This window comes from Candidatus Uabimicrobium amorphum, from assembly GCF_009002475.1.
Lineage (GTDB): Bacteria > Planctomycetota > Uabimicrobiia > Uabimicrobiales > Uabimicrobiaceae > Uabimicrobium > Uabimicrobium amorphum.
Window position 1 is genome coordinate 7,647,763 of record NZ_AP019860.1, and the last position, 23,491, is coordinate 7,671,253.

Below are 23,491 nucleotides of genomic sequence, written 5' to 3' on the forward strand. Positions count from 1 at the left end.
ATTATCAAACTTTAAGAAAGTCTTTGAGTTTTTCTAGGAGCAGGTCATAGATACGCACTAAGTTCTCCTCCATAGATGTTGCGGCGCTGTCCATGTCTGCTTCGCATGTAAGATTGCTTTCGATAACTCCGGATTTCCATTGTATTTTCTGAGTTTCGGCATCGATGAGGTAGAGTTGTATTGCCAAAACTGTTTCCCATTTATCGACACCTTGCCGTATCTCAAAACGATGAACTTTTCCCTGAACGACGTATTTAATCTTCTGTAATGTGGGATAATGGACTACATGAACAAAGACATTTTGTGCCTCAAGATAGTTGTGAAATGTTTCGCTGACAATCTCTTTTGGTAAAGCCCACCACAGACTGTGTGTCGCAAAAAGTACTTGGTTGGTCTCCCCAGTGCGCAGTAAAACTTCATTGCGGTCTAACGCTTTGACACTTGAAAAGTCCTCAATTCCTACGCTATCTTGTGTAAGAGATGTCGTGTTATCTGACGAAGGAGCAAAAAATTCTAAACTATAGTGGCCAAGTGCAACAGGAGACGAACACCCCAACAGCAGCAAAATGCTCACTATCCACATAAAATATATGTTTTTTTTCATACGACATACCGGGTTTTTGCGCAAAACGCCCCAGTACTCCTTTCTTTATTTCCGACGAACATCTGATCCCCAAAGTAAGGCATTTGGTTTTGCCTTCAGAATCTGCACGACATTAGCTAGCTCAGTAAGAAGAACACTCATTTTCGAACTAGCTTGGTAAAGTTCTTTTTGTAAAAAATGGTTAAATGTGGTCACGGTCTTATTGGCATTTTTTGCTATCTTTAAAAACTCTCGGTCTGCGGTCGCAGATATACGACTAAAATTCTGCATAATTTCGTTAACACTGCGGCGATTTTCTCTTAAAAGTAGATTCACCTCTTTCAGTGTTTGTGTCGCATCCTCTTTTTCTCCATTCGAATCGATAAGGCGATTGATGTTGTTCACCAGTGTATTTACAGAATGTGACACTTTTTTTAACTCTTTCCTCATGTCGCGTATTAAATAAAAAACACCATTTTTTTTCGGATCTGTTAAAACGACAACATTGCGCAATATTTTATCCACTTCCGAATCTTCGGCGACCATACGGTTGGCATTTTCGAGCACGGCATTCAAACGGTAGGGGATACCATCAGGTTTTTCAGGAGAAGTGGCAACAGCTATATTTTGCGAAATTGCTTCGGCGTTGGCAATTATGCCACTCAGGTGTTCGATGTTTTCGTCCGACAACACGTTATTTAGACGCAAAGCAAATTTTTCTGTTTGTTGGGAAATGGCTTTAAACTGTCCCTCTATACGTGCAACGACATTGTCTTTTATCGTCGGGATTGTCCGTCCTTCTTTTAGCTCATCCTTACCAAATCCCTGTAAATCAATATATTGTAAACCGGTCATGAGGTACGTCACTAATTTTGCTTTTGTCCCTCGCTCTTCGCCCTTATCATCTTTTGTAATAGAAAATATACGAATCTGCGGATCAGAAATGAGAACTTCTATTTTTACGCGATTTTTTTTGAGATCATTGTCGAGCTTAACCACTTTCCCTACGGGAATACCATTGTAACACACAAGAGAACTCGGTGCCAATCCACGCACCGATTCTTCAAAAAATACCACATAACGCTTTCCTGTTTCCTTGCTCGCGAGAGTGATGTTGAAAAATGCCCAGCATGTCACAGTTAACACAATAAAAATTCCCGCACCTATTTTTTGCCATATAGTCACCGGACTCATACGACTCTCCTTATCTTGCGTAGAAGAAAACGATTGTGAACAAAGAGTTCACCGCAATAATAGATACAATAGCGTGAACAACCGAGTTTGTGGTTTCACGCCCCACACCTTCCGCTCCCCCAGAAATGCAAAAGCCTCGGTAACATCCTATCATGGTAATGATGATGGCAAAGGAAAAACATTTTCGTATCCCTACCCAAATATGAGTTAAAGACATCACCTTCACAGTCTGTGCGTAGTAATCCCCAAAAGGAATGCCTAGCAGTCCACATCCGACAAAAAAACCTGCAGCAATCCCCACTAAGTCTCCAATTAAGACAAGCGCAGGTAGACCAATTAACATCGCCACCATTTTTGGCATCACCAAAATCTGAATGGGATCGATCCCCATAGCTTTCAGAGCTGTAAGCTCTTCCGTAACCAACATGGTTCCAATTTCCGAGGTAGTGGAAGATCCAGTGCGACCAGCAATGATAATGGAAATCAATATAGGCCCTATTTCACGCGAAAGCGAAATTCCCACAAGGTTAGCGATATAAAGACTTGCGCCAAATCGTTCGAGTTGTTTCGCAGCTTGTAAAGCAAGGATAGTTCCCAATAAGAAGGCCATTAGGATTACGATAGGTAAAGCATCAAAAGCTATTTTCTTTAATTGTGCGACAATATATTTGGCTTTCGATTTTTTGGTAAAAGGTAAGGCTGAAGGTACATATAAACACGTTTGCCAAAATAAAATTCCCAGTCCACCAATGTATTCTAAAAATTTGGTGATGGGAAGAAAAATCGCTTTCATTACTCCTAGAAGATAGAGTAGTATGCGATGCATCATATTTGTTCCTTCAAATAGAGAGAGTTTAACATCTCAAGTATTGCCTTGGGAATAAGAACAGTCTTATAGTTGTAAACATATCTGCTGTTGTGAGACTCTGCTTTTTCTCCTACGTCGAGTTTTTCGGAAACAGCCAGCAAAATGTTTTTCTCCTGCATATCCATTTGCAATCTCTTTTGCAGAGCTGACTTGCGCCAAAAGCCAAATATTTCCAGGTAAACAACAATGCCTTTTGTTTTGTGCGTAAAGACATAGTCTGGTATACAGATTTGCTGCGACTCCATCTCAATGTAATCTGGATGAGAAGAAATGTCCCATTCACTTTGCAGTGCTGAAAATCGTTCGAGAAAAATTTTTACTTCTTCTGGAATAAACATTCCCGTATCGGGGTAATGTGAGTATAAATTCTGTTTGTGATCGACGCGAAATATTTTTGTTTTTTTTTTCCAAGCAACTTGGGTGCGAAGTTGCCAACGATCACAAAGTAGTAGAGCTGGAAAAAACAATGCCATTTGTAGGCCATACTTTTGTGAAGAACGAAAGAGATTCATTGGTCCATCTAAGACTATCTTAAACCCGTTTTTCACATTGCCGTTAATTGTATACAACAGTTGACGAAATTTGATGGCCCGGAACAATTGACGATACCGACGTGGATCCTTATCTTTTATCGTAATTTCCAAATTATCCGCTTTCAATAAAACAGCTTGTGCCAATGCGGTATTGTAGCGGCGTAGCAAATTCTCCGCGGAAATTTCGGCAAAGTCTATCATAACGTGATTGTCTTTCAAATCAGAAAAGATAAGTTTGTCAAAATTTTCACTGGGTAAATCTAGGTGCTCTGTCACTTGAGAAATAATTTCTTCACGTACAAAACAACCACTTTGGTGTTTTTGTGAGGCGAGGACAAAAAGTTGCTCGCGCAAAGCAATGGGATCTTGCTCTGCAAGAAATTCAAATTCACAACGGTCTTCAAGTATTTTATAGAGTCCTCGGTTAACTATATTGTTAGAGGATTGCCCAAAACACTCTTCAAAACAGCTGTTTAATTCTCCTTTAGTTTTTCCGCGGTGGTGATTGTACATATCAATAAGTGTCACCGCAGTGTTCAATAGTGAGGAATCTGCTTCTTTTATATAGCTAGGTTTTATGTACTGTCCGTGTACTTTCGTACGCACTAAATGAGAAGTTAACATGAGATCTCTTATTTTTTTTATAATTTGCTTGAATTTGTTTTATAGTAACAATAAGATTTAACTTTCGCAACGAAGAATTCTTATTATTCGTACGTTTGTCCTGTCATTTCGCATACATTATGCATTATCAAAACATATCGTTACACAATTCCAACTGTATTTTTGATGGTGCTATTTGCGAAGATAAAAGCACACTAAGACATTTAGAATGTGTGACTTTTCGAACTAACGTTGTAGGCCCCCCTGCCCAACACCTTGAAAATTGAGGTACTAAAGATGGATTACCAGAACATTCAACTAACCATGGAAGACTCCATAGCATATTTGATGTTAAATAGACCCAATGTGTGCAATGCGTTCAATGCGCAGTTGATTTCCGAGGTTCGAGGTGCGATACAAAAAATTAAAAACTCTCACATACGCGTGCTGGTTATTTGTGCGGCAGGGAAACATTTTTGTGCAGGGGGAGATCTTCAGTGGATGAAAGACGCACAGCATGCCGATTACCAAAAAAACTATGACGACATGTATGAGATTTCTTGCATGTTTGACGATATTTACAGCATAGAAATCCCAACCATTGCCAAAGTTCAAGGTGCTGCCATTGGAGGTGGTGTTGGCTTTGTCGCGGCATGCGATATTGCTATTTGTTCTACAGAAGCTGTATTTTCTCTTTCTGAGGCAAAGGCAGGTCTTGTACCTGCATGTACAACCGCGTATCTATTGCATAAAATACCACCCACTTACTTACGTAGGTATTTTATTACGGGAGAAAAAATAAACGCTCAGACAGCACATGCCATTGGTTTAGTGAGTGAGGTATGCGAATTCGAAAACCTTACGGGCCAAATAGCGTTGTTGTGCGATCACATTTTACAGTGTGGCCCAAATGCAACCCAAATGGCCAAAGCGCTGTTACGTGATGTCCCCAATATGAGCTACGCAGAGTTTTTGGTGCACGGTGCAAAAACTGTTGCCAAAATGAGAATGAGTGACGAAGGACGAGAAGGTTTTCAAGCCTTTCTCGAAAAAAGAAAGCCTCATTGGAGAATAGAAAATTAGAGAATGTGGCGTATCTTAGATCTGGAAAAATTTTATGTTTAGAAAAATATTGATAGCCAACCGCGGAGAAATAGCTTGCCGTGTTATACGTTCTTGTCATGAGCTAGGAGTCAAAACTGTCGCAGTATATTCTACAGCAGACAAAGATTCGCCTCATGTTTCTTTGGCCGACGAATCAATATGTATTGGTCGTGCACAAAGCAGTAAAAGCTATTTAAATATGGAAACAATTTTACAAGCTGCAATACAAATGGAGTGTCAGGCAATACATCCAGGTTATGGATTTCTGTCAGAAAATAGCGTATTTGCAGAGCTATGTAGCCAATACAATATAAGTTTTATTGGACCTTTGGCAAATACAATCATGAAAATGGGAGACAAAAACGAAGCGCGAACAACCATGAGCTCTATGGGGGTAGATGTTATTCCTGGCTCAAAAAGTATCGTCACCAAACCTGAAGAAGAAGCCCAAGAGATTGGATTTCCGTTGTTACTAAAAGCGGTTGCCGGTGGTGGTGGAAAGGGTATGCGCATTTGTAAAACTCCCCAAGATTTACTTGTTCAGTTTAAAGAAGCATCTCTTGAAGCAGAAAAGGCATTTGCCAACTCTGACATCTATTTCGAAAAGTACATAACTGGTGGTAAACACATTGAATTTCAGATACTTGCCGATCATTATGGCAATGTCATTCATTTAGGGGAGCGCGAGTGCTCCGTTCAACGTAACCACCAAAAACTCATTGAAGAGTCACCTTCCCCCGTAATTTCAGACGATAAACGCGCGGAAATCGGTAGTAAGCTCACACATGCTCTACAAAAAATCGGTTACCGCAATGCGGGAACGATGGAGTTACTTATGGATGGGGATAATTTGTACTTTATGGAAATGAACACCCGTTTGCAAGTCGAACATCCCGTCACAGAAATGGTAACAGGTACGAACATTGTAAACGAACAACTGAAAATAGCCGCTAACCACAAACTCTCCATCCAACAGTCCGACGTAAAAATACAAGGGCATGCGATTGAATGCCGCATTAATGCGGAAGACCCTCAACAAAAATTTAAACCATGCCCAGGAAAAATCACCAAATTTGTACCACCTGAACTTTCTGAAAAAGTGCGCCTGGATACTCACGTAAAAGAAGGTTATGAGGTTCCGGTCTTCTACGATTCCATGATCGCCAAATTGATTGTACATGGTACAGATCGCCAAGATGCTATTGCGACAATGAAGAAAGCACTACAGGCTTTTGAAATTGAAGGAGTAAAAACAACTATTCCACTGCTTCTATCGATCATTGAAAATGAAGAGTTTATTTCTGGGAATTATACTACGCAATTTTTAGAAAATTTATTAGATTAGTCTGCGAGACAAGATATGATAAAACAATCTGTCCGCAGTATAGGTTAAGGAAATTATAAATGAATCCAGAAGATTTAAAGTACAGTAAGACCCATGAGTGGGTTCAAGTGAAAGGAAAACAAGCGAGAATTGGCATCACCGCTCACGCAATTAGCGAATTAGGAGACCTGACATTCTTGGAACTAAGTGCCGAAGAAGGCGAAGTGATCAACCAAGGTGACTCCTTCGGAGAGGTAGAATCGGTAAAAACCACAAGTGAACTGTATTCACCTATTTCGGGTAAAGTTATTGCTGTCAATGAAGATTTGGGTGACATGTTAGATGAACTAACAGATGATCCATATGAAACCGGCTGGATGATCGAAGTAGAAATAGCCACTCCTGATGAAATAGAAGAACTACTTGGCAACGAAGCCTACGAAAAACACTGCCAAGATTAATAAATCGCAAAGCGACAACACACTCACCATACAAGGTGAGTGTGCAAGTAACTACTCACACAATTTCATTCCACAACCAACCATAAACACATCAAAGTTTTTATCCCTACATAATAATTTTTTCCTCTTTTTCTCATGTGTTTGTCATATAATAGTTAGAAATACCACGTGTAAATTCCATTACTATTTAAGGTGCACAAAATGCAAACATTCATTGCAAAATGTCTTTTTATTTTTATTGCTATTACAACTTTACATTGCCAAACTCCAGAAGGAGATGGATATTTTGGCGAATATGTACCACGAGGAATGTCTCTCTCGACAACTTTTGGGGAATATCGTTATTTTCGCGATGATAGTACGATGATGTATGTTCCTGGCGGAACCTTCACCATGGGAGACGCGAAATTTCCCAACTCACAGCCCATACAAAAAATAGAGATTTCTCACTTCTACATCGATCGTTATGAGGTAACGGTAAGTCAATATCAACAGTTCTGCTACGCGACAGAACGCCAAATGCCCAAACAACCACCAGGAAGTAATGAGCAACATCCTGTCGTCAACGTAACATGGGAAGAAGCCAACCTCTACGCTGAGTGGGTAGGGAAAAGTCTCCCCACTGAGGCACAATGGGAAAAAGCAGCGCGTGGAGGCCATCAAATTCCGCAATGGGGTGTACAAGAAAAGCCTTTGCCGCTTTATCGAAATCCGTTGCCTATTCGCATATACACTTGGGGAAACACGCTTCCCAATGCTGCCGGACGTTATCGCTGTAACTACAGAGCCAACGACAAGTTTTCCGCAAAAGGTCGAGATGGACACGAATTCACCGCTCCTGGGGGTAAATTTGCCCAATACGAAGGTTCTGTTTACGGATGCCATGATTTATGTGGTAATGTCCAAGAATGGTGTGCGGACTTTTACGTGGGTAAACCCAAACGCAGTACCAAAGACCCTAAAGGTCCAAAAACAGGTAAAAATCGCGTAATACGCGGTGGCGGTTGGAATAGTGACTCCAAAAGAATTCGCGTAGGGTATCGTGCATTTGCGCAGCAAGATTATCGTAGCAAATCTCTGGGTTTTCGCTTGGTGAAAAATTTAGATTAAAAACTTTTACATACATCTAACTGGTAGGACATTTGGGAAATAAGGTTTCATGGAAAAATACACAATCTTAAACCAAATCGGTCAAGGCGGAATGGGATCGGTCTATAAAGCGAAAGATGCATCCGGCCGAGTCGTTGCTCTCAAGGTACTAAAACCACAAGCGCAGCAAGATGAAAAATCTATTAAGCGCTTCCTTAACGAGGGTAAAGCCATCGCCAAATTACGTCATGCGAACATTGTCGAAATTTACCATGTCGACATGAAAAATGGAAAACCGTTCTTGGCGATGGAGTATGTAGAGGGACAGACTTGGGAAGATTTAATCAAAAACAACGAATTATCTCTAAAACAATCTCTAAAAATACTCAGCAAAGTTCTTGTAGCAATGGACTACATCCACAGAGAGGGAATTATCCATCGCGATTTAAAACCGAGTAATATCATGATAGATCTTGACGGCGAACCGCGGATTATGGACTTTGGCCTTGCCAAAATCATGGATAGTGATGACAAACTCACAAAAACAGGAGAGGTTCTCGGAACACCACTGTATATGCCTCCCGAGCAATTTAAAGGCAAGGGAATTGATCATCGTAGCGATTTGTATACGTTAGGTGTTATGTTATATGAAATTTGTACCAAGGTGCACCCTTTTGCCGGAAAAACAACGGCACATACGATTACGCGAATTATTATGGAAACCCCGCCACCTCCTCACGAAATAAATCCAGATATACCACATTTTTTGAGTGAGGTTTGCTTGAAAGCCATAAACAAAGACAAGGGGTTGCGTTATCAAAGTGCAAAGAGTTTTGCCCGAGCGTTGAAAGTAAATAAACGCCCACGCAAAACTTCCGCAAATAACTTCAAATTAACCGCAACAACCGCAGCTGTAGTTATTACCGTGAGTATAGCATTGCTATTGGTATTTTCCCATGGCAAAAGCTCCACAAAACAAGTGAGCAAAACGCCTAATGACAAAGACATTCTCACATCCCAGAAAACACGTGCTGTCTCGTCTCAAGCCAAAAAGTTCTTTGAAAATAGTTTACAATCTTTCGATAAACGCGATTACAACACCGCAAGGGATTTTCTAGAAAAAGCCATCGCCTTACACCCCAATTACGCTATTTTCCAAGTGCAAAAGGCCAAAATGTATTTTTTAGGACATGGCTACGAGGAAAATGACAAAAAGTGCCTACAAATTATAAAAAAACATTATAAAAATTTACAAAAACTCAACGACGGATACGCATACTACCTCTGTGCCATGACACAATACTATGGATTAGGCGGACAACGAGATATCGCTTTAGCGGAAAAATTTTTCTTAAAAGGTGCACGTGCTAGGGTAAACCGTTGTTATCGTTTTTTAAGCGACATGTACTTCAACGATCCACAAAAATCGACAACATTGTTTCGAGAATTTGCCAAAACCAATGATGTACATGCAATGCTTTACCTGGCACGTTCTCTAGTACTAACCAGCAACTACAAAAGTGCAAAACTCTGGTTGGTAAAAGCACGAAATATAAATAAACGCTTCACCACCGACCAGTGTGCTATTTTCGCGTTTCAAAATGCCAAGCAAAAAACAGGGGCTCCTATCAAATTATTCCTAGACTTTGCCTTGCAACAATATCCAGATGATCCATTCTATTTGGCATTAAAAAGTAGGTTTACCAAAACAGGTCAAATTTACAAGAAAGACCCTGTCCTTGCCAAACAACTCGCGCAACGTGTTCAGCAAACGATAGACACGAAGTCATATCGTACAATATATTCTTTAACGGCCTATGCATGGCTAAACGAAAGAATACTGAGTAACTTAAGTAATGCCCGAGAACTTTATTTGCAAGCCATTCAAGCGGCAAAATACATCGAAGATCGCCCATATTTTTTCTATGTAAACATGATGTGGGGGGCAAATGATTACAACGTAATCGCAAAAAGTGCAACCATATCCTACAAGAATTTGGTTGCGCATATGGAAAAAGCAATATACTACGATACACGGCTGTGCGTCCGTTTGGGTTTAGCTTATTTCAAAGGCGTTGGCGTCAAACAAAATACACAAAGGGCGATTGAAGTATGGAAGATCGCAGCAAAAGCGCAAAGAAATGCCGGAGCGATCCTACATTTAGGACAAATTTACCTGTGGCAAGATGAAGGTGTCGCGACAAATTTAAAGACCGCAACCCACTACTTTTCACAACTACAAAGGACTGACACTAAACAACGCGCAAGATTACAAGTAATTTGGTATAAAATCCATAAAATGCCGTATGACTTGTCATGGCAAAAATATACGCAAGAAATCAAAACGATGAATTTTTTAAGAGCATCGACAGTTCTTAAATTTATCCAAGCCAAAAAAGCGATCGCAACCGGTAATACACAAAGAGCTATCAACTTACTAGAAAATTTATATGCAAAAGAAAAACAAAAACCCATGCGCACATACCGTTATTCGTACTATACTATTCCTATAAAGCGCGATTTAGCGATTGCATACAAAAAGCAAGGCAAAACCAAAAAGGCGATTGAGATAATGGAGAGCGCCATTGCAATGTATAAAAAGGCAAGTATCCTTTATATTGTCTCGCCTGAAATGCAAAAACAATGTAAATCAATATTAACAACATGGAAAAAATAACAAGGAGTAACACAATGGCTTACGATGCCTCAGGCAAAAAAGTGGTGTGGGCCCTAGCAATAGGTCTTCTCATTATGATGCCCGTTGTTTTTATAAACATCACTGATAGAGAACAACAACAACAAGCCGACGCCAAAATTCATGGATTGATAGAAGAACAATATATTATAGTACGCAAAGAAATAGACACCTACATAGAAAAACAAGAGTACGAGTTAGCCGTAGAGCGCTGGAAAAAGTTCTTGAAAAAGTTTTCATACCGCAATCAATATAAGAAGCAAATTGTCGCGGAAATCAAAGAGTTGCAGCGAAAAATAAAATAGATAATGATACTGTGATCCCGACTCGTACCAGTAATTGAAAAAACGTTTTGATTCCGAAGTTCTCTGGAACTACAAAACTTCCTTATGGTGTCATCCCTTACTTGACAAGGGATCCAGGCGTTTACAAGTCAACTTTGTATTGTGGATTCCTGCTTTTGCAGGAATGACACCCTGGAGAAAGTTACATTTTAATGAAACTGGAGTTTACTTCAGGGTTCTCTGTGACTCCAAAAACCTATAATCAAAAAAAAATACAACGTTTGCATAGAGAAAAGTAAAGATTTATACTTGAGGTTTTGCTATGATAAAAAATCTTAAGATTTCACAATACTTTATAAGGGTATAGTTTTAGGAGAACAATATGACAAAATACTTACTTATTGTTATATGCGCAATATCGTTACCGATAAGCGCGGCAACAATAACAGCAGATGCAACAGGTCCGGAGACTTCAAATGCGATAGATTTCTGGGGCGTCTCTTTTGATTCTGGGTCTGGATTTGTCCAATCTATTACATGGGATGTCTCCAGTTTTCCAAATTTCTTTTTTGATTTTGATCCTGCATTTACAGGCGCTGGAAACTTTGGACCAGAGCCTTTACTATCAAATTTAGTCGGTTTACAAAGTTCAGACATCACTTTTTCTTTTACTGGTGTTGCTCCAACAGTCATCACTGCAAATTTTGCGGCTGGTTCTTTCGAAGCAGGAGACTCATTTCGTTTTGACGCAGATATTGATTTTGGAGCCACCTCTGGTGATTTATTCGCAGGGCTGGCTTTTTCTGTCACCTTAGAAAATGGAAACTCTGACTCTGGAACATTTGCGGTAACAGGTGCTCAAAGCAGTGGTGTTACAGTAAACCCTGCTAGCAATGTTATTCCTGAACCAAGTACATACATTGCTATGTTATTTGGTATATTTGCCTTACTTGGTTTACGTCGCAAGTAGAATTAAATCTAGTACCAACTTTGGTACTAGACACAAAGAATCTTTGCTTAAACAAAGATAGTTGAATTCACATCCAAATCACACCCAAACCACTAACACTTCTAAAATTTCCGCTTCGTGACGAGTCGATCTATAAAATTCATAATTCTTGCTCTTGTTTTGGCGATATGCTATAATTGAAAAATTATACTTTTCGATCCGAACATTCCTTGTAAGAAAGGTTTAACAAATTATGCGTTTTCTTTCTATTCTTTTAATGCTAGCAGTAGCATGTACCTTTTCATTTGCTGATGACAATAGAAACGACAGCATTCATGTGCCTGTTATGGACCTTGACGGAGACTATTTTTCTAATGAATATGGTTTTCGTGGAGCAAACTGGCGCGGAAAAGATGCTTCCGACCTAGATGAAGATGTTTATCCAGGCGCTGGCGAACTAGAACGCGATGGTTCGGTGGATTACAATTGTAATGGTATTTCGGGATGGTCAAAGTCAAAAGGTAAGAGTAACGAAAATTGGTTGTGCGAAAGAGCACAGTCTCGTGGTGTTGTTATTTTTGGTGACAGTGCTGCGGCTGCTTTTCACATTCCAGTATCTTTCTTACCAGTAACACGCAACATCGAAGATTTTGCAAAACTTCTAAACTATGATCATCTACGCCAACTTGCGCAACAACGTCGCACACAACGCCATGACCGTGATGATGACTTCGATGTGATCGTCCACGAATTCGATTGGCCTCATAAATCATGGGCAACAGGTTTCGCTGAAGACATTAATGGCGAATCTATTTACATGAAAATGCGCGATCGCAACCGTTGTAACCACAGAGATTTCCAGAACCTCGCTGTTAACGGAGCTAAGGCAAAGAGTTTAGTTGAGCAAGTGGGAAATTTTTCTCGTGATAAGAGTGACAAACCAAGTTTAGCTTTCGTTGCATATATCGGAAATGATATCTGCAAGAAAAAACTTGAAGACATGACAACACCAGAAGAATATCGCCAACAAATGATCACCGGCTTGAAACTATTAGATGGCAAACTTGCTCCAGGAAGCAAAGTTGTGATCACCGGACTTGTAGATGGCCGCATTCTTTGGGACACCATGAACGATCGCATGCACCCCATTGGAATGACTTACGCTGAATTGTACGACTTACTTTGGGATATCAAAGGAAATCCTTGTCGTACATGGTTGACATCTGACTCTTCTATGAGAGACAAAGCAAGTGCTAGAGCTGCTGAGTTATCTAAAGTAGCAAAAGAAATTGCAGACACACAAACTTTTAACAATTTCGAAGTAGCATACATTGATTTACCAATGGATAAAGCCATCGAAGAATGGAAAAAACAAGGTAAAGACGTTGCTGAATTGATCGAAGTTGTTGATGGTTTCCACCCAAGTCACACCGCTCACCGTTTACTATCTAAGTATATCTGGGAAGAACTTTCTACAAGTTATCCTCAGTTCTTAGGTCCAGTAAATCCGAACAACGAAATGATCAAGAAAAACTTCGGCGAGCAAGGCGGACACTAAATTTCCACTAAAAGTTGCAATCGTTTGTGGTTGCAACTTTTCCTATCACCACACACTGCACTTCCTTACAAAAAAACCACAAAAACTTTTTTTCCTATAAAAATAGTTGCACAATGAATGTAAGGAAAGTATACTTAAATGTTCCACAAATTTACAATTCTATTTACCCTAATTTATTGGAAATATAAGTGGCCCAACACTTTAACAATGAATTCATAGAACGAGTTCGAGAAACGGCAGATATTATACCTGTTATTTCTCACTACTTGAGTATAAAAAAAACTGGAGCGAATTACAAAGCGTGTTGTCCATTCCACAACGAAAAAACTCCATCTTTCGTCGTAAGTCCTCAAAAGCAAATTTTTAAATGTTTTGGGTGCGGAAAAGCGGGCAACGTATTTCACTTCATTATGGAAATAGAAGGCTCTTCATTTCCCGAAGCGGTTGAACACCTCGCAAAAGAATACAATATTCCCCTTCCAGAAAAAAGTAAACACTTTGAACGCGAACAAAAAAAAGCTGTTGGCGTTATGGAAGCTTTAAACTGGGCAAAAACTTTCTTTCAAAGGCACTTGGCAAGCGAACAAGGCAAAGAAGCACGTGAATATTTGTTGTATCGAGGTATTACGAAATCTACTATGGAAAAATTTGAGCTTGGTTATGCCCCGAAAGGGTGGGATAATTTTCTCAAGGAAGCAAAACAAGAAGGTTTTGCAGAACAAGTTCTCTTGGATGCAGGCTTGGTGGTCAAAAAAGAAAATGGTTACTACGATCGTTTTCGTCATCGCGTTATATTTCCAATATGGAATAGTCGTGGCAAAGTCATCGCTTTTGGGGGAAGGGTTTTAAGTAGTCAAGATCAGCCAAAATACTTGAATTCACCTGAAACTTCTATTTTCCAAAAGAAAAAAACACTGTATGCCTTCCACTTGGCACGTGAAGCCATTTCACAAACAAAACAAGTCGTTATTATGGAAGGTTATACCGATGTACTCATGGCCCACCAAAAGGGATTCACAGGAGCTATTGCAACCTTAGGAACCGCGCTAACACCTGAACACGCAGGTTTTATCAAGCGTTATTCGGAACACACCGTGCTGGTATTCGATGGCGATTCGGCCGGAATGAACGCTGCTTCACGTTCTGTGGAGCACTTTCTAAAAAAAGGCATTGAGGTTAAAATTGCAGTTCCTCCACAAAAACTCGACCCCTTCGATTTTTTGCGGGAATATGGTGTAGATGGTTTTCGCGAAATGATTACGGATGCCCAAGATTTCTTCGATTTTGAGTTACAACTACTCAAAAAACAACACGATATCGATTCCATTCAAGGCAAACGCAATGTGATTCGCGAGCTATCAAAAACAATTATTACGATTCCGGACGAAATTACCAAAAGACTTTTTGCTCAAAGGATGGTAGATGTTTTTCATGTACCCCTTGACAGCGTCTTACTTGAGCTGGGCATAAAAAAAAGTAAAAAAGTAGCTCCGCCGGTACAAAACACCCAATCATATGTAAATGCCTTAGCACTTGCCGAGCAAAATTTTGTTCTTGCAGCTGTAATGCAGCACCCTAGTTTGGGACCCAAAGTTTTCGAATACTATCAACCAGCAGATTTTTACGACCCCAAAGTTGCAAAAATAGCATCTGTTGTTGCAGAGTATATAGAAAAAAATGAACCTATTGAACTTGCGGCACTATCGGCACAATTAGAGCCAGAAATTGGCCAAGCCCTTGTTTCAATTTACTATAGTGAAAATCTTGAAAATCTAGAAAAAACAGCAGATCGACTAAAAAGAACCATTAAAGGTCTAGTACGTCAGAAAAAAAGAGCACAAATGAACAAATTGCGCCAACAGCTTATTACCTCTGCTGAAAACGAAGAAAAACAAAAACAAATACTACTTAATGCCCAAGAAGTTTGTAAAACTCGCTTGCGAGATATAGAATAAAAGGAGAATTCTTCTATGGAAAAGGTCGTTGATTCCGACTTGAAAGCTGTTCTAGAAACAGGAAAACAAAAAGGATTTCTTACCTACGATGAGTTTAATGACTTGCTTCCAGATGAGGATCCAGAAAAGTTAGATAACATTTTGATGACTCTTGACGAACATGGAATCGAGCTAATAGACGAAGATGCTCCAGATATTAGTTTAGATCGCGACCTCATCAGAGAAGGGGATGAAGAAATTGATGAGGAAATGATCATAGAAGATACATACAGCGAACGCATTGATGATCCGGTACGTATGTATCTAACTCAAATGGGAGAAATTCCACTTTTAAAAAGAGAAGAAGAAATAAAGCTCGCCAAAAAAATAGAATTGACAAGAAAACGCTTTCGCAAAAAAGTATTGGAGTCGGAAGTCTCATTGGAAGTTGCTCTTGAAATTCTCATTGATGTACAAAACGGTGAACTAGCTTTTGATCGAACTCTTCGTGGGAACAACACCCTAGAGCTGAAAAAAACAGATATGGAGTCTCGTCTTTGTGAAAATATCCAAACTTTAAGTAAAATGTTGGAAAGAAACAGAGACGATTTCAAAGAATACTTAGACAGCAAACCCATGTCACGTGAGAGAACGAAACTAGTAAAACGCATTAGAAGCCGTAGAAAAAAGGGTGTCATACTCTTAGAAGAGCTAGGCCTTCAAACAAAAAAAATACGTCCTATGATGCAAGAACTACAAAAACTGTCGCGAAAAGTACAGTCGTGTTTGCGTGAATTAAAAGAAATCGAAGGAAATCGTCGCCGTACGTCTCGAGTAAAAAAGTTAAAGAAGGACTTAGAAGAACTGCTCTTTAAAACAAGAGAAAGTCCTGAAAAACTAAAAAGACGCGTAGAACAAATCGAAGAACGCTACGAAGAATACGAAAGTGCTAAACGCAAATTATCAAGTGGTAACTTGCGACTGGTTGTTTCTATTGCCAAAAAATATCGAAATCGCGGTCTAACGTTTCTTGATTTAATCCAAGAAGGCAATACCGGTCTCATGAAGGCCGTTGAAAAATACGAATATCGTCGTGGTTTTAAGTTTTCGACGTATGCAACATGGTGGATCAGACAAGCAATAACGAGATCTATTGCGGAACAAGCACGTACAATTCGTATACCTGTGCATATGATCGAAACGATGAGTAAACTACGGAATGTGTCCAAGAAATTAATACAGAAAAAAGGACGCGAACCAACTATCGAAGAAATCTCCAAAGAAACAAACATCTCCATCGATGAAACAAAACGCGTCATGAAAATAGCAAAGCTCCCTATTTCACTTGACCGTCCGATTGGAGAAAGCGATGATTCCTACTTTGGAGATTTCATTGAAGACGAAGGAGCTGAATCACCAGTTACCGCCGCGACACACGAGATGTTGAAAGACAAAATCGAAAGTGTCCTGCAAACATTGACGTATCGCGAACGCGAAATTATTAAACTACGTTATGGTATTGGTGACGGATACACATACACACTTGAAGAAGTGGGAAAACTTTTTAACGTAACGCGTGAAAGAGTACGGCAAATTGAAGCAAAAGCTGTACGTAAATTGCAACATCCTGTTAGAGCACGCAAGTTGGAAGGATTCCTTGATCGCGATCATCTATAAAGGGTGTCGTATTAACTGACAATCGCTGGTAATAGTCGTAAAGACATATTACCAGCGATTGTTTTTTTAGGAATAAAAAAGTGAGTAAATTACCAATCATTTTTCTCCTGTGTTGCTCAGCACTCCACGCACATACTTTTTGGCTACAGCCGTCCTCCTTCACACCTGTAAAGAATGAAGTGGTGAAGATGAAAATACAAATTGGCCATGTCAAAGAACCCATAGAATATACGCGCAACCCATATCATATCCGCAGATTTTTACTTCACCATAACAAAAAATCTGTTCCTGTAGTTGGCTTCGCAGGTAGATCTCCCGCAGGATTTTTCCGCGTTCGCGAACAAGGTAGCCATACAATTAGTTATGAAAGTTTTACGAGTTTGTCTTCTATGACCAAGGAAAAATTTGCAAAATACCTCGCAGAGGAAGCATTTGTGAGCGTAGAAATCCCCCAAAAAGATATGATTCACGAACACTACCTGCGATGCGCAAAAGCGATCGTCCAAGTGGGGAAAGAAGAACAGTACACTCCGTGCAAGGTTGGGATGCCCATAGAACTTATTTGTGAGACGAATCCCCAACATGGTAAAGACTCGCTCAATGTTCAATTACTCTATAAAAATAAACCTTTGCCAAACAACAACTTGCGTATTGTATCTCTTGATGACTACGCCGAAAAAGTAGTCAAAACCACAAAAGAGGGACGTGCAGTGTTGCAACTCACTCCTGGTAAATGGCTGATTTCTAGCATTGTTATCGAGAAGCATACTGCAACTCCAAATGTCGACTTTGATAGTTTTTGGGCCTCTCTTACCTTTACCATTCCCAAGTAACATGACGCTCACAAATCCTATTTTTATTGTCGGTTGTTCCAGATCGGGAACTTGTTTGTTAGGAGAGATACTAAAAAAGCATTCTAATGTTCATTGTTTAGTGGAGTACCCCACGACATTCAAATACGCGCAACGCTTAGCAATTCATCGCAAAGAACACCATAACCCACAAACGATAGACAACTTGCAAAACTTATACGACAACGCGTGGAGAAAAACATGGCGCAAATGCCAAAATTGTTCTTCGGCTTGCCGAAAAGTTCAGTACCAAAAACACGGCATACTTTCCCCATGTTATGTTCCGTCACAAATAACACGCTACGCCGACAAATCCCATCAACATGTTGTCAATGTAAATTTATTACGCCGTGCATTTCCCCAAAGTCAATTTCTACACATATACCGCGATGCACGAGATGTTGTCACATCAATGCTTCGCTACGATCGTCTAGTAAGACGCTTTTCCACAAAAGTAAAAATAAACGAAAACTCTTGTTGGCCGCAACCATGGTATGGCATAGAAAATAAAGAACAATACTGCGAATGGCAAGAATGGAGTCTCGCAAAAAAAATGGCGTGGGCTTGGGAATCGCGCATCCGCGAAGCGAAAAAATGCGCCTCGCAGCTTTCGCCTTCGCAGTGGATGGACATTTGCTATGAGACATTGCTGAACAACCCCGCGCAAGTAACCAAGGAAATTTTTCAATTTTTAGATTTACCCTACGAAGCACAGACTCATTCTCATCTATATGAAAAGAATAGTCAAAAATGGAAGACACTCTTGCAACCGCAACAACTCTCCGATATCATAGACAATGCACCTTCGCTACGAGATTTAGGTTATTCTTTTTAGTGTAGGGAATTATAGTTGACTAAATTGTTACACTTTCTATTTGGTGCCCTCACCATCGGATTTACAACTTTCAGTTAGACCTGAAAGTTGTACTCCTCATGCCTCTCCCACAGGGAGAGGCGTAATGCATCTGAATTTGTTTTTATTGTTCTATTTAGACATGTCAAAAGGTGTAACGTCAGTGTAAATGGGATATAAGGTCACTACTTTGCTACGTAACTTAAGCGAATTTTGTTTTTTACAAAAGAGAAGCATTATACCTCTCCCGTGGGAGAGGTATGAGAAAAGTAGTTTTCAGCTAAGCGGAAAACTGCTATTCGATGGTGAGGGCACCAATCTGAAAGAGAAACTAAAAATAAACACTATGTTAAGTCAACTAGGGGTGGAATAAAAAATACTTATTTTTTGGGAGAAATACATGAAAATACGCGCCGCTGTTGCCTGGGAAGCAAAAAAACCCCTTGTCATAGAGGATGTTGAACTAGAAGGACCAAAAAAAGGAGAAGTTTTACTAAAAATGGTTGCAACTGGTGTCTGCCATACCGATGCATATACACTCTCAGGTGCAGACCCAGAAGGCATTTTTCCTTCTATTTTAGGTCACGAAGGAGGAGCTGTAGTTATGGAGGTTGGCGAAGGAGTTACCTCGGTAGCTGTGGGAGATCACGTCATTCCTCTGTATACACCGGAATGTGGAAAATGCAAATTTTGTACTTCGGGAAAAACAAACTTATGTCAGGCAATCCGTGCAACACAAGGTAAAGGACTTATGCCAGACGGCACTTCGCGCTTTTCCAAAAATGGCAAACCAATTTATCATTACATGGGAACCTCTACTTTTGCCGAATACACCGTCTTACCGGAAATTGCCGTGGCGAAAATTAACAAGGCAGCTCCTTTGGATAAGGTATGCTTACTCGGCTGTGGTGTTACCACAGGTCTCGGAGCAGTGTTCAATACTGCCAAAGTAGAACCTGGGTCAACCGTTGCTGTTTTTGGACTCGGAGGTATCGGACTTAGTGTTATTCAGGGAGCTGTTATTGCCAAGGCAGAACGCATTATTGCCGTCGATATTAACGAATCTAAATTTGAATTCGCAAGACAACTCGGAGCAACCGACTGTGTAAATCCAAAGAAACATGACGCGCCTATCCAAAATGTTATTGTTGATATGACAGATGGTGGTGTTGATTACTCATTTGAGTGCGTTGGAAATGTCGAACTTATGCGCTCGGCTCTTGAGTGTTGCCATAAAGGCTGGGGAGAATCTATTATTATCGGTGTTGCAGGAGCTGGCCAAGAAATTGCGACACGACCTTTTCAGTTAGTCACCGGTCGCGTATGGCGCGGAACAGCTTTTGGAGGAGTAAAGGGAAGATCGGAACTCCCAGGATATGTAGATATGTACATGCGCAAAGAAATAAATGTCGACGATATGGTAACATTCAATTTGCCATTCGAAAAAATAAACGAAGCATTTGATCTCATGCACGAAGGCAAAAGTATTCGCTCGGTAATTTCTCTATCATAGAAGGAAAACAATGACTACAATCAATCGTACTTCATCAAAAAGTTGCTTTGGTGGAAAAGTGGAGTTCTATAAACATTCATCTTCGAGTTGCAACTGCGAGATGAGTTTTTCTATTTTTATTCCCCAGGAAGCGAGCACCGAAAACAAACTTCCGGTATTGTACTGGCTTTCTGGTCTCGAATGTACGGAAAAAAACTTTATGGAGAAGTCGGGGGCGCAACGTTGTGCAGCAGAAAATAGCGTCATTATCGTCGCTCCAGATACTTCTCCACGAGGCTGCAATATCGAAGGAGAGGACGAATCTTGGGATTTTGGTAGCAGCGCCGGATTTTACGTAAATGCCACCCAAGAAAAATGGAAAAACCATTACAATATGTATGACTACGTAGTCACAGAGTTGCCCAAAGTAATTGCCGCAAACTTTCCAGTAAATGATAAAAAATCTATTAGCGGTCATTCCATGGGCGGGCATGGAGCAATGATGATTGCGATACGTAACCCCGAAGAATATTACTCGGTGTCAGCATTTGCACCTATTTGTGCACCTAGTCTTTGTCCGTGGGGAGAAAAAGCATTTGGTGGTTATTTAGGTGATGACAAAAACACATGGAAAATGTATGACAGTAACTGCCTTGTGGAAACAGCGACACAGAAAATCCCCATTCTCATTGAAATGGGTGCTTGTGATCCTTTTCGCGAAACGCAACTGCACCTAGAAACTTTCCATGAGACATGCCAAAAACATGAGTACCCACTTACGGCAAATATTCACGAAGGCTACGATCATAGCTACTATTTTGTCGCCTCTTTTATCGAAAAACATATTGAGTATCACGCGCAGCATTTGCGATCATTATCATAAGCAATAAATTGTACATAGTTTTTGCAAAACTATGCAATTTTTCTATTGACTAAATGCTGTAAAACAATATAATAATTACATTTACAAGATGATATTTTATATCTGGCTAAAGTTTTCAACCACAACAACCAGGTGGTAGTTTGCTTTAGCCTATTTTTATTACCAAGTAAGACGAAGTGTTTTACAACCCTTTTCATTTACAATTGCTTTCTTTGTGGTGACAACACCAAAAAGAAACTTGTAAAAAAAGTGTTGTATTAAAGATTTAAACTTTGCCTTGCGATTTGTATCAGGGCGTGTCCCTCAACAGAAAGTTAAAGTTGTGTATTGTAAAAGTTAGTGTGGTGTAGTTTGTTTATACAGATAAAACTGTATAAATGAGCTACAGCAACTACAAATATTACAAGAAATAACATAAACAAAAAACTGTTTAGGGACACGTCCTAGATTCAAACAATTTTCTTTTCCATGCTTTGAATTTAGAAAGGCAAAACATGGCAACTGTGACGAAAAAACAGCTGGTTGAGAGAATTTCTGTTGAAACCAAGCAAACTAAGGTTGGCACCAAAGATACAATCCAACGTTTCTTAGATTGTATTACAGAAGAGCTAGAAAAAGGAAACAGAATCGAACTGCGAGATTTTGGCGTATTCCAGGTAAAGGAACGTGCTTCTAGAGTAGGAAGAAATCCAAGAACAGGTGACACTGTAAAAGTCCCTTCTAGAAATGTTGTTACCTTTAAAGTTGGACGCAAAATGAAGCTAAATGTTGGCAAAAGCGGTTAACAACTTGCTAAATACTGCGACTTATTGCAAAATAAGTCGCAATTTATCGACACAGTCACACACCTCATCTTTCCACACAAAAATTCCCACTACAAACACCAAGCATTTTTATTTTATTATTGCCCAATAACCTTGTTTTTGTATATAATAAGTGAAGTTTTATAGACTGGTTAAAAGTTTTGTAACTCTTTGTAAAAAATAGACATTGCAAAACAAATACTTTTCCAGTCGCAGAACAATTAATAATCGGTAAAATGATATGAAAACAATAACTCTCTTTCTTATATTTGGCTTCTTGGTCTCGTGTGGACCAAAAGAGGTACATGTTTACAATGACGAACAAAAACAGAAGACCGTCGACAAAACAAATCTAGTCATTGTTAAAAAAGTAATTAGTGGTGACTCGATAGAACTGGAAGATGGTCGCATTGTAAAGTACATACATGTTACAGCGCCGCAAAAAGGCGAAAAACATTTTGACCTAGCCAAAGATGCAAATACCCTACTTGTTGTTACTAGAGCAAAAAATAAAGTTTTCTTAGAATTTGGAGAAGAAAAACGCGACCAAGACGGTCGTTATTTAGCCTATGTTTTTGCGCCAACTCCTCTACTTCATTATTGTTTTGTGAATAAAGAACTTATAGAGTATGGATACGCGAAAGTAACTGCTACTCCTCCTAACAAGAAATATTTAGACTTATTTTTGTCTTCAGAACAACGTGCCAAAACAAAACAATTAAATATTTGGAAACCTTAGTAGTAATGAGCAAACAAAATAAAAAAATTGCAAAATTATATAAAGAAGGTACTTCTCTTTTTGCAGAACAACAATATGAAAAAAGTTTGAAGTCCTGGGATCAGATTCTAGAGTTAGAACCGAATAATCACCGTGTGTATGTGTATTTAGGAATGACATATTTTCACTTACAACGTTATGAAGAATCTGTACAAGCTTATGAAAAGGCCATCGACATAGAACCTTCATACTCCAAAGCATATAATAACTTAGGTAACGCATACCGAAAGTGCGGAAGATTTGTTCAAGCTGTTAACTCATATCAAAAAGCGATAGATCTAAATCCAGAAAACACATCCTATCGTTATAATCTAGGCATTACTTACTATGATGTGAATGAACATCAACAAGCCATAAATGAATTTAAAAAAGTTTTAGAAGTTGAAAATACTGATGGCGAAATCAGAAAAGACCTTGTGAATGCTTATTACCGTTTAGAGTCTTACCAAGAAGCTCTAGATTGTTTAAATGAATACTTAGAGCTTGTTCCCAACCCGCCAGACTATGTTGAAATTCGTGCAAAAATGAAATTGTTAAAAACTTCTATACGTGGAATAGATGTAATCAACAGCATAGGATAAAACGATGGATTGGGAAGAAATTAGAGAAGAATGCATTCGCACAGGTGAATTTATCACCGTTCAAAAAGCTGATGTACAAAAACTTCCTGATTTTTTTGAAGAAACACACATGGGACTATCAAAGGGGGAGTTGCGACAGTTTAGAGATAACAGAGCAACTCAAAGTTTACATATTCACGAATTTCCCGATCACTATGTTGTCCATGTAGATTTATTCAACCCAAAATTTCATCCTGTCGCCCACGGGATTCTGGATACTCCAGGTATCGCACTGACACTTGTTGGTGGCGCTGTATCATTATATTTTATAACAAAAGCTATAAAAAAATATGATTTAGTACCGATGAAATACGAACATGACGACCAATTATAAATTCATTATTTCGAAAGTTGA

The 23,491-nt window shown here is 39.5% G+C and carries 22 protein-coding genes; 18 read left to right on the forward strand and 4 right to left on the reverse strand.

Going from position 1 to position 23,491, the window contains the following annotated elements; genetic code table 11:
- Positions 1-4: 4 nt before the first annotated feature.
- The 4 genes from UABAM_RS26690 to UABAM_RS26705 are packed head-to-tail and all read right to left on the reverse strand — an operon-like array spanning position 5 to position 3,802.
- Positions 5-604, reverse strand: coding sequence for an ABC-type transport auxiliary lipoprotein family protein (locus UABAM_RS26690; RefSeq protein WP_151971043.1), 600 nt, complete (start codon positions 602-604; stop codon positions 5-7).
- Positions 605-649: 45 nt separating this feature from the next.
- Positions 650-1,777, reverse strand: coding sequence for an MlaD family protein (locus UABAM_RS26695; RefSeq protein ID WP_151971044.1), 1,128 nt, complete (start codon positions 1,775-1,777; stop codon positions 650-652).
- Positions 1,778-1,787: 10 nt separating this feature from the next.
- Positions 1,788-2,606 (reverse strand): MlaE family ABC transporter permease, encoded by an 819-nt coding sequence (locus UABAM_RS26700; protein ID WP_151971045.1) that lies wholly within the window; start codon positions 2,604-2,606, stop codon positions 1,788-1,790.
- Positions 2,603-3,802 carry a DUF790 family protein gene (locus UABAM_RS26705; protein ID WP_151971046.1) on the reverse strand — a complete coding sequence of 400 codons (1,200 nt, stop codon included), beginning with the start codon at positions 3,800-3,802 and terminating at the stop codon, positions 2,603-2,605. The genes UABAM_RS26700 and UABAM_RS26705 overlap by 4 nt, the downstream gene beginning before the upstream one ends.
- A 276-nt stretch (positions 3,803-4,078) precedes the next feature.
- Here UABAM_RS26705 and UABAM_RS26710 point away from each other — a divergent pair, with 276 nt between their 5' ends.
- The 18 genes from UABAM_RS26710 (at position 4,079) to UABAM_RS26795 (ending at position 23,470) form a co-directional block, all read left to right on the forward strand.
- Complete coding sequence (locus UABAM_RS26710) at positions 4,079-4,864, forward strand: enoyl-CoA hydratase-related protein (RefSeq protein WP_151971047.1); 786 nt, start codon at positions 4,079-4,081, stop codon at positions 4,862-4,864.
- Between the two features lie 34 nt (positions 4,865-4,898).
- Positions 4,899-6,230 carry an acetyl-CoA carboxylase biotin carboxylase subunit gene (gene accC / locus UABAM_RS26715; RefSeq protein ID WP_151971048.1) on the forward strand — a complete coding sequence of 444 codons (1,332 nt, stop codon included), beginning with the start codon at positions 4,899-4,901 and terminating at the stop codon, positions 6,228-6,230.
- A 59-nt stretch (positions 6,231-6,289) separates the two neighbouring features.
- Positions 6,290-6,670 (forward strand): glycine cleavage system protein GcvH, encoded by a 381-nt coding sequence (gene gcvH / locus UABAM_RS26720; RefSeq protein ID WP_151971049.1) that lies wholly within the window; start codon positions 6,290-6,292, stop codon positions 6,668-6,670.
- 201 nt (positions 6,671-6,871) lie between these two features.
- Positions 6,872-7,780, forward strand: a complete 909-nt coding sequence (locus UABAM_RS26725) for a formylglycine-generating enzyme family protein (RefSeq protein ID WP_151971050.1) — start codon at positions 6,872-6,874, stop codon at positions 7,778-7,780.
- Positions 7,781-7,829: 49 nt separating this feature from the next.
- A complete protein-coding gene (locus UABAM_RS26730; protein WP_151971051.1) occupies positions 7,830-10,436 on the forward strand; it encodes a serine/threonine-protein kinase in 2,607 nt (868 codons plus the stop codon).
- 14 nt (positions 10,437-10,450) lie between these two features.
- A complete protein-coding gene (locus UABAM_RS26735) occupies positions 10,451-10,759 on the forward strand; it encodes a hypothetical protein (protein WP_151971052.1) in 309 nt (102 codons plus the stop codon).
- Between the two features lie 361 nt (positions 10,760-11,120).
- A complete protein-coding gene (locus tag UABAM_RS26740; protein WP_151971053.1) occupies positions 11,121-11,708 on the forward strand; it encodes a PEP-CTERM sorting domain-containing protein in 588 nt (195 codons plus the stop codon).
- Positions 11,709-11,940: 232 nt separating this feature from the next.
- Positions 11,941-13,245 carry an SGNH/GDSL hydrolase family protein gene (locus UABAM_RS26745; RefSeq protein ID WP_151971054.1) on the forward strand — a complete coding sequence of 435 codons (1,305 nt, stop codon included), beginning with the start codon at positions 11,941-11,943 and terminating at the stop codon, positions 13,243-13,245.
- Positions 13,246-13,433: 188 nt separating this feature from the next.
- Positions 13,434-15,200: a DNA primase gene (gene dnaG, locus UABAM_RS26750; protein ID WP_151971055.1), complete on the forward strand. Its 1,767-nt coding sequence runs from the start codon at positions 13,434-13,436 to the stop codon at positions 15,198-15,200.
- Between the two features lie 15 nt (positions 15,201-15,215).
- Entirely contained in the window at positions 15,216-16,856 is a 1,641-nt protein-coding gene (gene rpoD, locus UABAM_RS34105) for an RNA polymerase sigma factor RpoD (RefSeq protein ID WP_151971056.1), read from the forward strand.
- An 80-nt stretch (positions 16,857-16,936) separates the two neighbouring features.
- A complete protein-coding gene (locus tag UABAM_RS26760; RefSeq protein WP_173013595.1) occupies positions 16,937-17,689 on the forward strand; it encodes a DUF4198 domain-containing protein in 753 nt (250 codons plus the stop codon).
- Position 17,690: 1 nt separating this feature from the next.
- A complete protein-coding gene (locus UABAM_RS26765) occupies positions 17,691-18,542 on the forward strand; it encodes a sulfotransferase family protein (RefSeq protein ID WP_261344014.1) in 852 nt (283 codons plus the stop codon).
- 418 nt (positions 18,543-18,960) lie between these two features.
- The gene (locus UABAM_RS26770; RefSeq protein ID WP_151971059.1) at positions 18,961-20,073 is read left to right on the forward strand and encodes an S-(hydroxymethyl)glutathione dehydrogenase/class III alcohol dehydrogenase; all 1,113 of its coding nucleotides are present in this window, start codon (positions 18,961-18,963) and stop codon (positions 20,071-20,073) included.
- A 10-nt stretch (positions 20,074-20,083) separates the two neighbouring features.
- Positions 20,084-20,935: an S-formylglutathione hydrolase gene (gene fghA / locus UABAM_RS26775; RefSeq protein WP_151971060.1), complete on the forward strand. Its 852-nt coding sequence runs from the start codon at positions 20,084-20,086 to the stop codon at positions 20,933-20,935.
- Positions 20,936-21,429: 494 nt separating this feature from the next.
- Positions 21,430-21,720, forward strand: a complete 291-nt coding sequence (locus tag UABAM_RS26780) for an HU family DNA-binding protein (RefSeq protein WP_151971061.1) — start codon at positions 21,430-21,432, stop codon at positions 21,718-21,720.
- A 259-nt stretch (positions 21,721-21,979) separates the two neighbouring features.
- Positions 21,980-22,477: a thermonuclease family protein gene (locus tag UABAM_RS26785; RefSeq protein ID WP_151971062.1), complete on the forward strand. Its 498-nt coding sequence runs from the start codon at positions 21,980-21,982 to the stop codon at positions 22,475-22,477.
- Between the two features lie 5 nt (positions 22,478-22,482).
- Positions 22,483-23,097 carry a tetratricopeptide repeat protein gene (locus UABAM_RS26790; RefSeq protein ID WP_151971063.1) on the forward strand — a complete coding sequence of 205 codons (615 nt, stop codon included), beginning with the start codon at positions 22,483-22,485 and terminating at the stop codon, positions 23,095-23,097.
- A gap of 4 nt (positions 23,098-23,101) precedes the next feature.
- Complete coding sequence (locus tag UABAM_RS26795; RefSeq protein WP_151971064.1) at positions 23,102-23,470, forward strand: hypothetical protein; 369 nt, start codon at positions 23,102-23,104, stop codon at positions 23,468-23,470.
- The last annotated feature ends 21 nt before the right edge of the window (positions 23,471-23,491 follow it).

Coding starts and splice junctions, on each gene's coding strand:
- UABAM_RS26690 (WP_151971043.1), bottom strand. CDS start 604: ATGAAAAAAAACATATATTTTATGTGGATAGTGAGCATTTTGCTGCTG.
- UABAM_RS26710 (WP_151971047.1), top strand. CDS start 4,079: ATGGATTACCAGAACATTCAACTAACCATGGAAGACTCCATAGCATAT.
- UABAM_RS26785 (WP_151971062.1), top strand. CDS start 21,980: ATGAAAACAATAACTCTCTTTCTTATATTTGGCTTCTTGGTCTCGTGT.
- UABAM_RS26730 (WP_151971051.1), top strand. CDS start 7,830: ATGGAAAAATACACAATCTTAAACCAAATCGGTCAAGGCGGAATGGGA.
- UABAM_RS26795 (WP_151971064.1), top strand. CDS start 23,102: ATGGATTGGGAAGAAATTAGAGAAGAATGCATTCGCACAGGTGAATTT.
- UABAM_RS26725 (WP_151971050.1), top strand. CDS start 6,872: ATGCAAACATTCATTGCAAAATGTCTTTTTATTTTTATTGCTATTACA.
- fghA (WP_151971060.1), top strand. CDS start 20,084: ATGACTACAATCAATCGTACTTCATCAAAAAGTTGCTTTGGTGGAAAA.
- UABAM_RS26780 (WP_151971061.1), top strand. CDS start 21,430: ATGGCAACTGTGACGAAAAAACAGCTGGTTGAGAGAATTTCTGTTGAA.
- UABAM_RS26765 (WP_261344014.1), top strand. CDS start 17,691: ATGACGCTCACAAATCCTATTTTTATTGTCGGTTGTTCCAGATCGGGA.
- UABAM_RS26700 (WP_151971045.1), bottom strand. CDS start 2,606: ATGATGCATCGCATACTACTCTATCTTCTAGGAGTAATGAAAGCGATT.
- UABAM_RS26790 (WP_151971063.1), top strand. CDS start 22,483: ATGAGCAAACAAAATAAAAAAATTGCAAAATTATATAAAGAAGGTACT.
- accC (WP_151971048.1), top strand. CDS start 4,899: ATGTTTAGAAAAATATTGATAGCCAACCGCGGAGAAATAGCTTGCCGT.
- UABAM_RS26745 (WP_151971054.1), top strand. CDS start 11,941: ATGCGTTTTCTTTCTATTCTTTTAATGCTAGCAGTAGCATGTACCTTT.
- UABAM_RS26705 (WP_151971046.1), bottom strand. CDS start 3,802: ATGTTAACTTCTCATTTAGTGCGTACGAAAGTACACGGACAGTACATA.
- UABAM_RS26735 (WP_151971052.1), top strand. CDS start 10,451: ATGGCTTACGATGCCTCAGGCAAAAAAGTGGTGTGGGCCCTAGCAATA.
- rpoD (WP_151971056.1), top strand. CDS start 15,216: ATGGAAAAGGTCGTTGATTCCGACTTGAAAGCTGTTCTAGAAACAGGA.
- gcvH (WP_151971049.1), top strand. CDS start 6,290: ATGAATCCAGAAGATTTAAAGTACAGTAAGACCCATGAGTGGGTTCAA.
- UABAM_RS26770 (WP_151971059.1), top strand. CDS start 18,961: ATGAAAATACGCGCCGCTGTTGCCTGGGAAGCAAAAAAACCCCTTGTC.
- UABAM_RS26695 (WP_151971044.1), bottom strand. CDS start 1,777: ATGAGTCCGGTGACTATATGGCAAAAAATAGGTGCGGGAATTTTTATT.
- UABAM_RS26740 (WP_151971053.1), top strand. CDS start 11,121: ATGACAAAATACTTACTTATTGTTATATGCGCAATATCGTTACCGATA.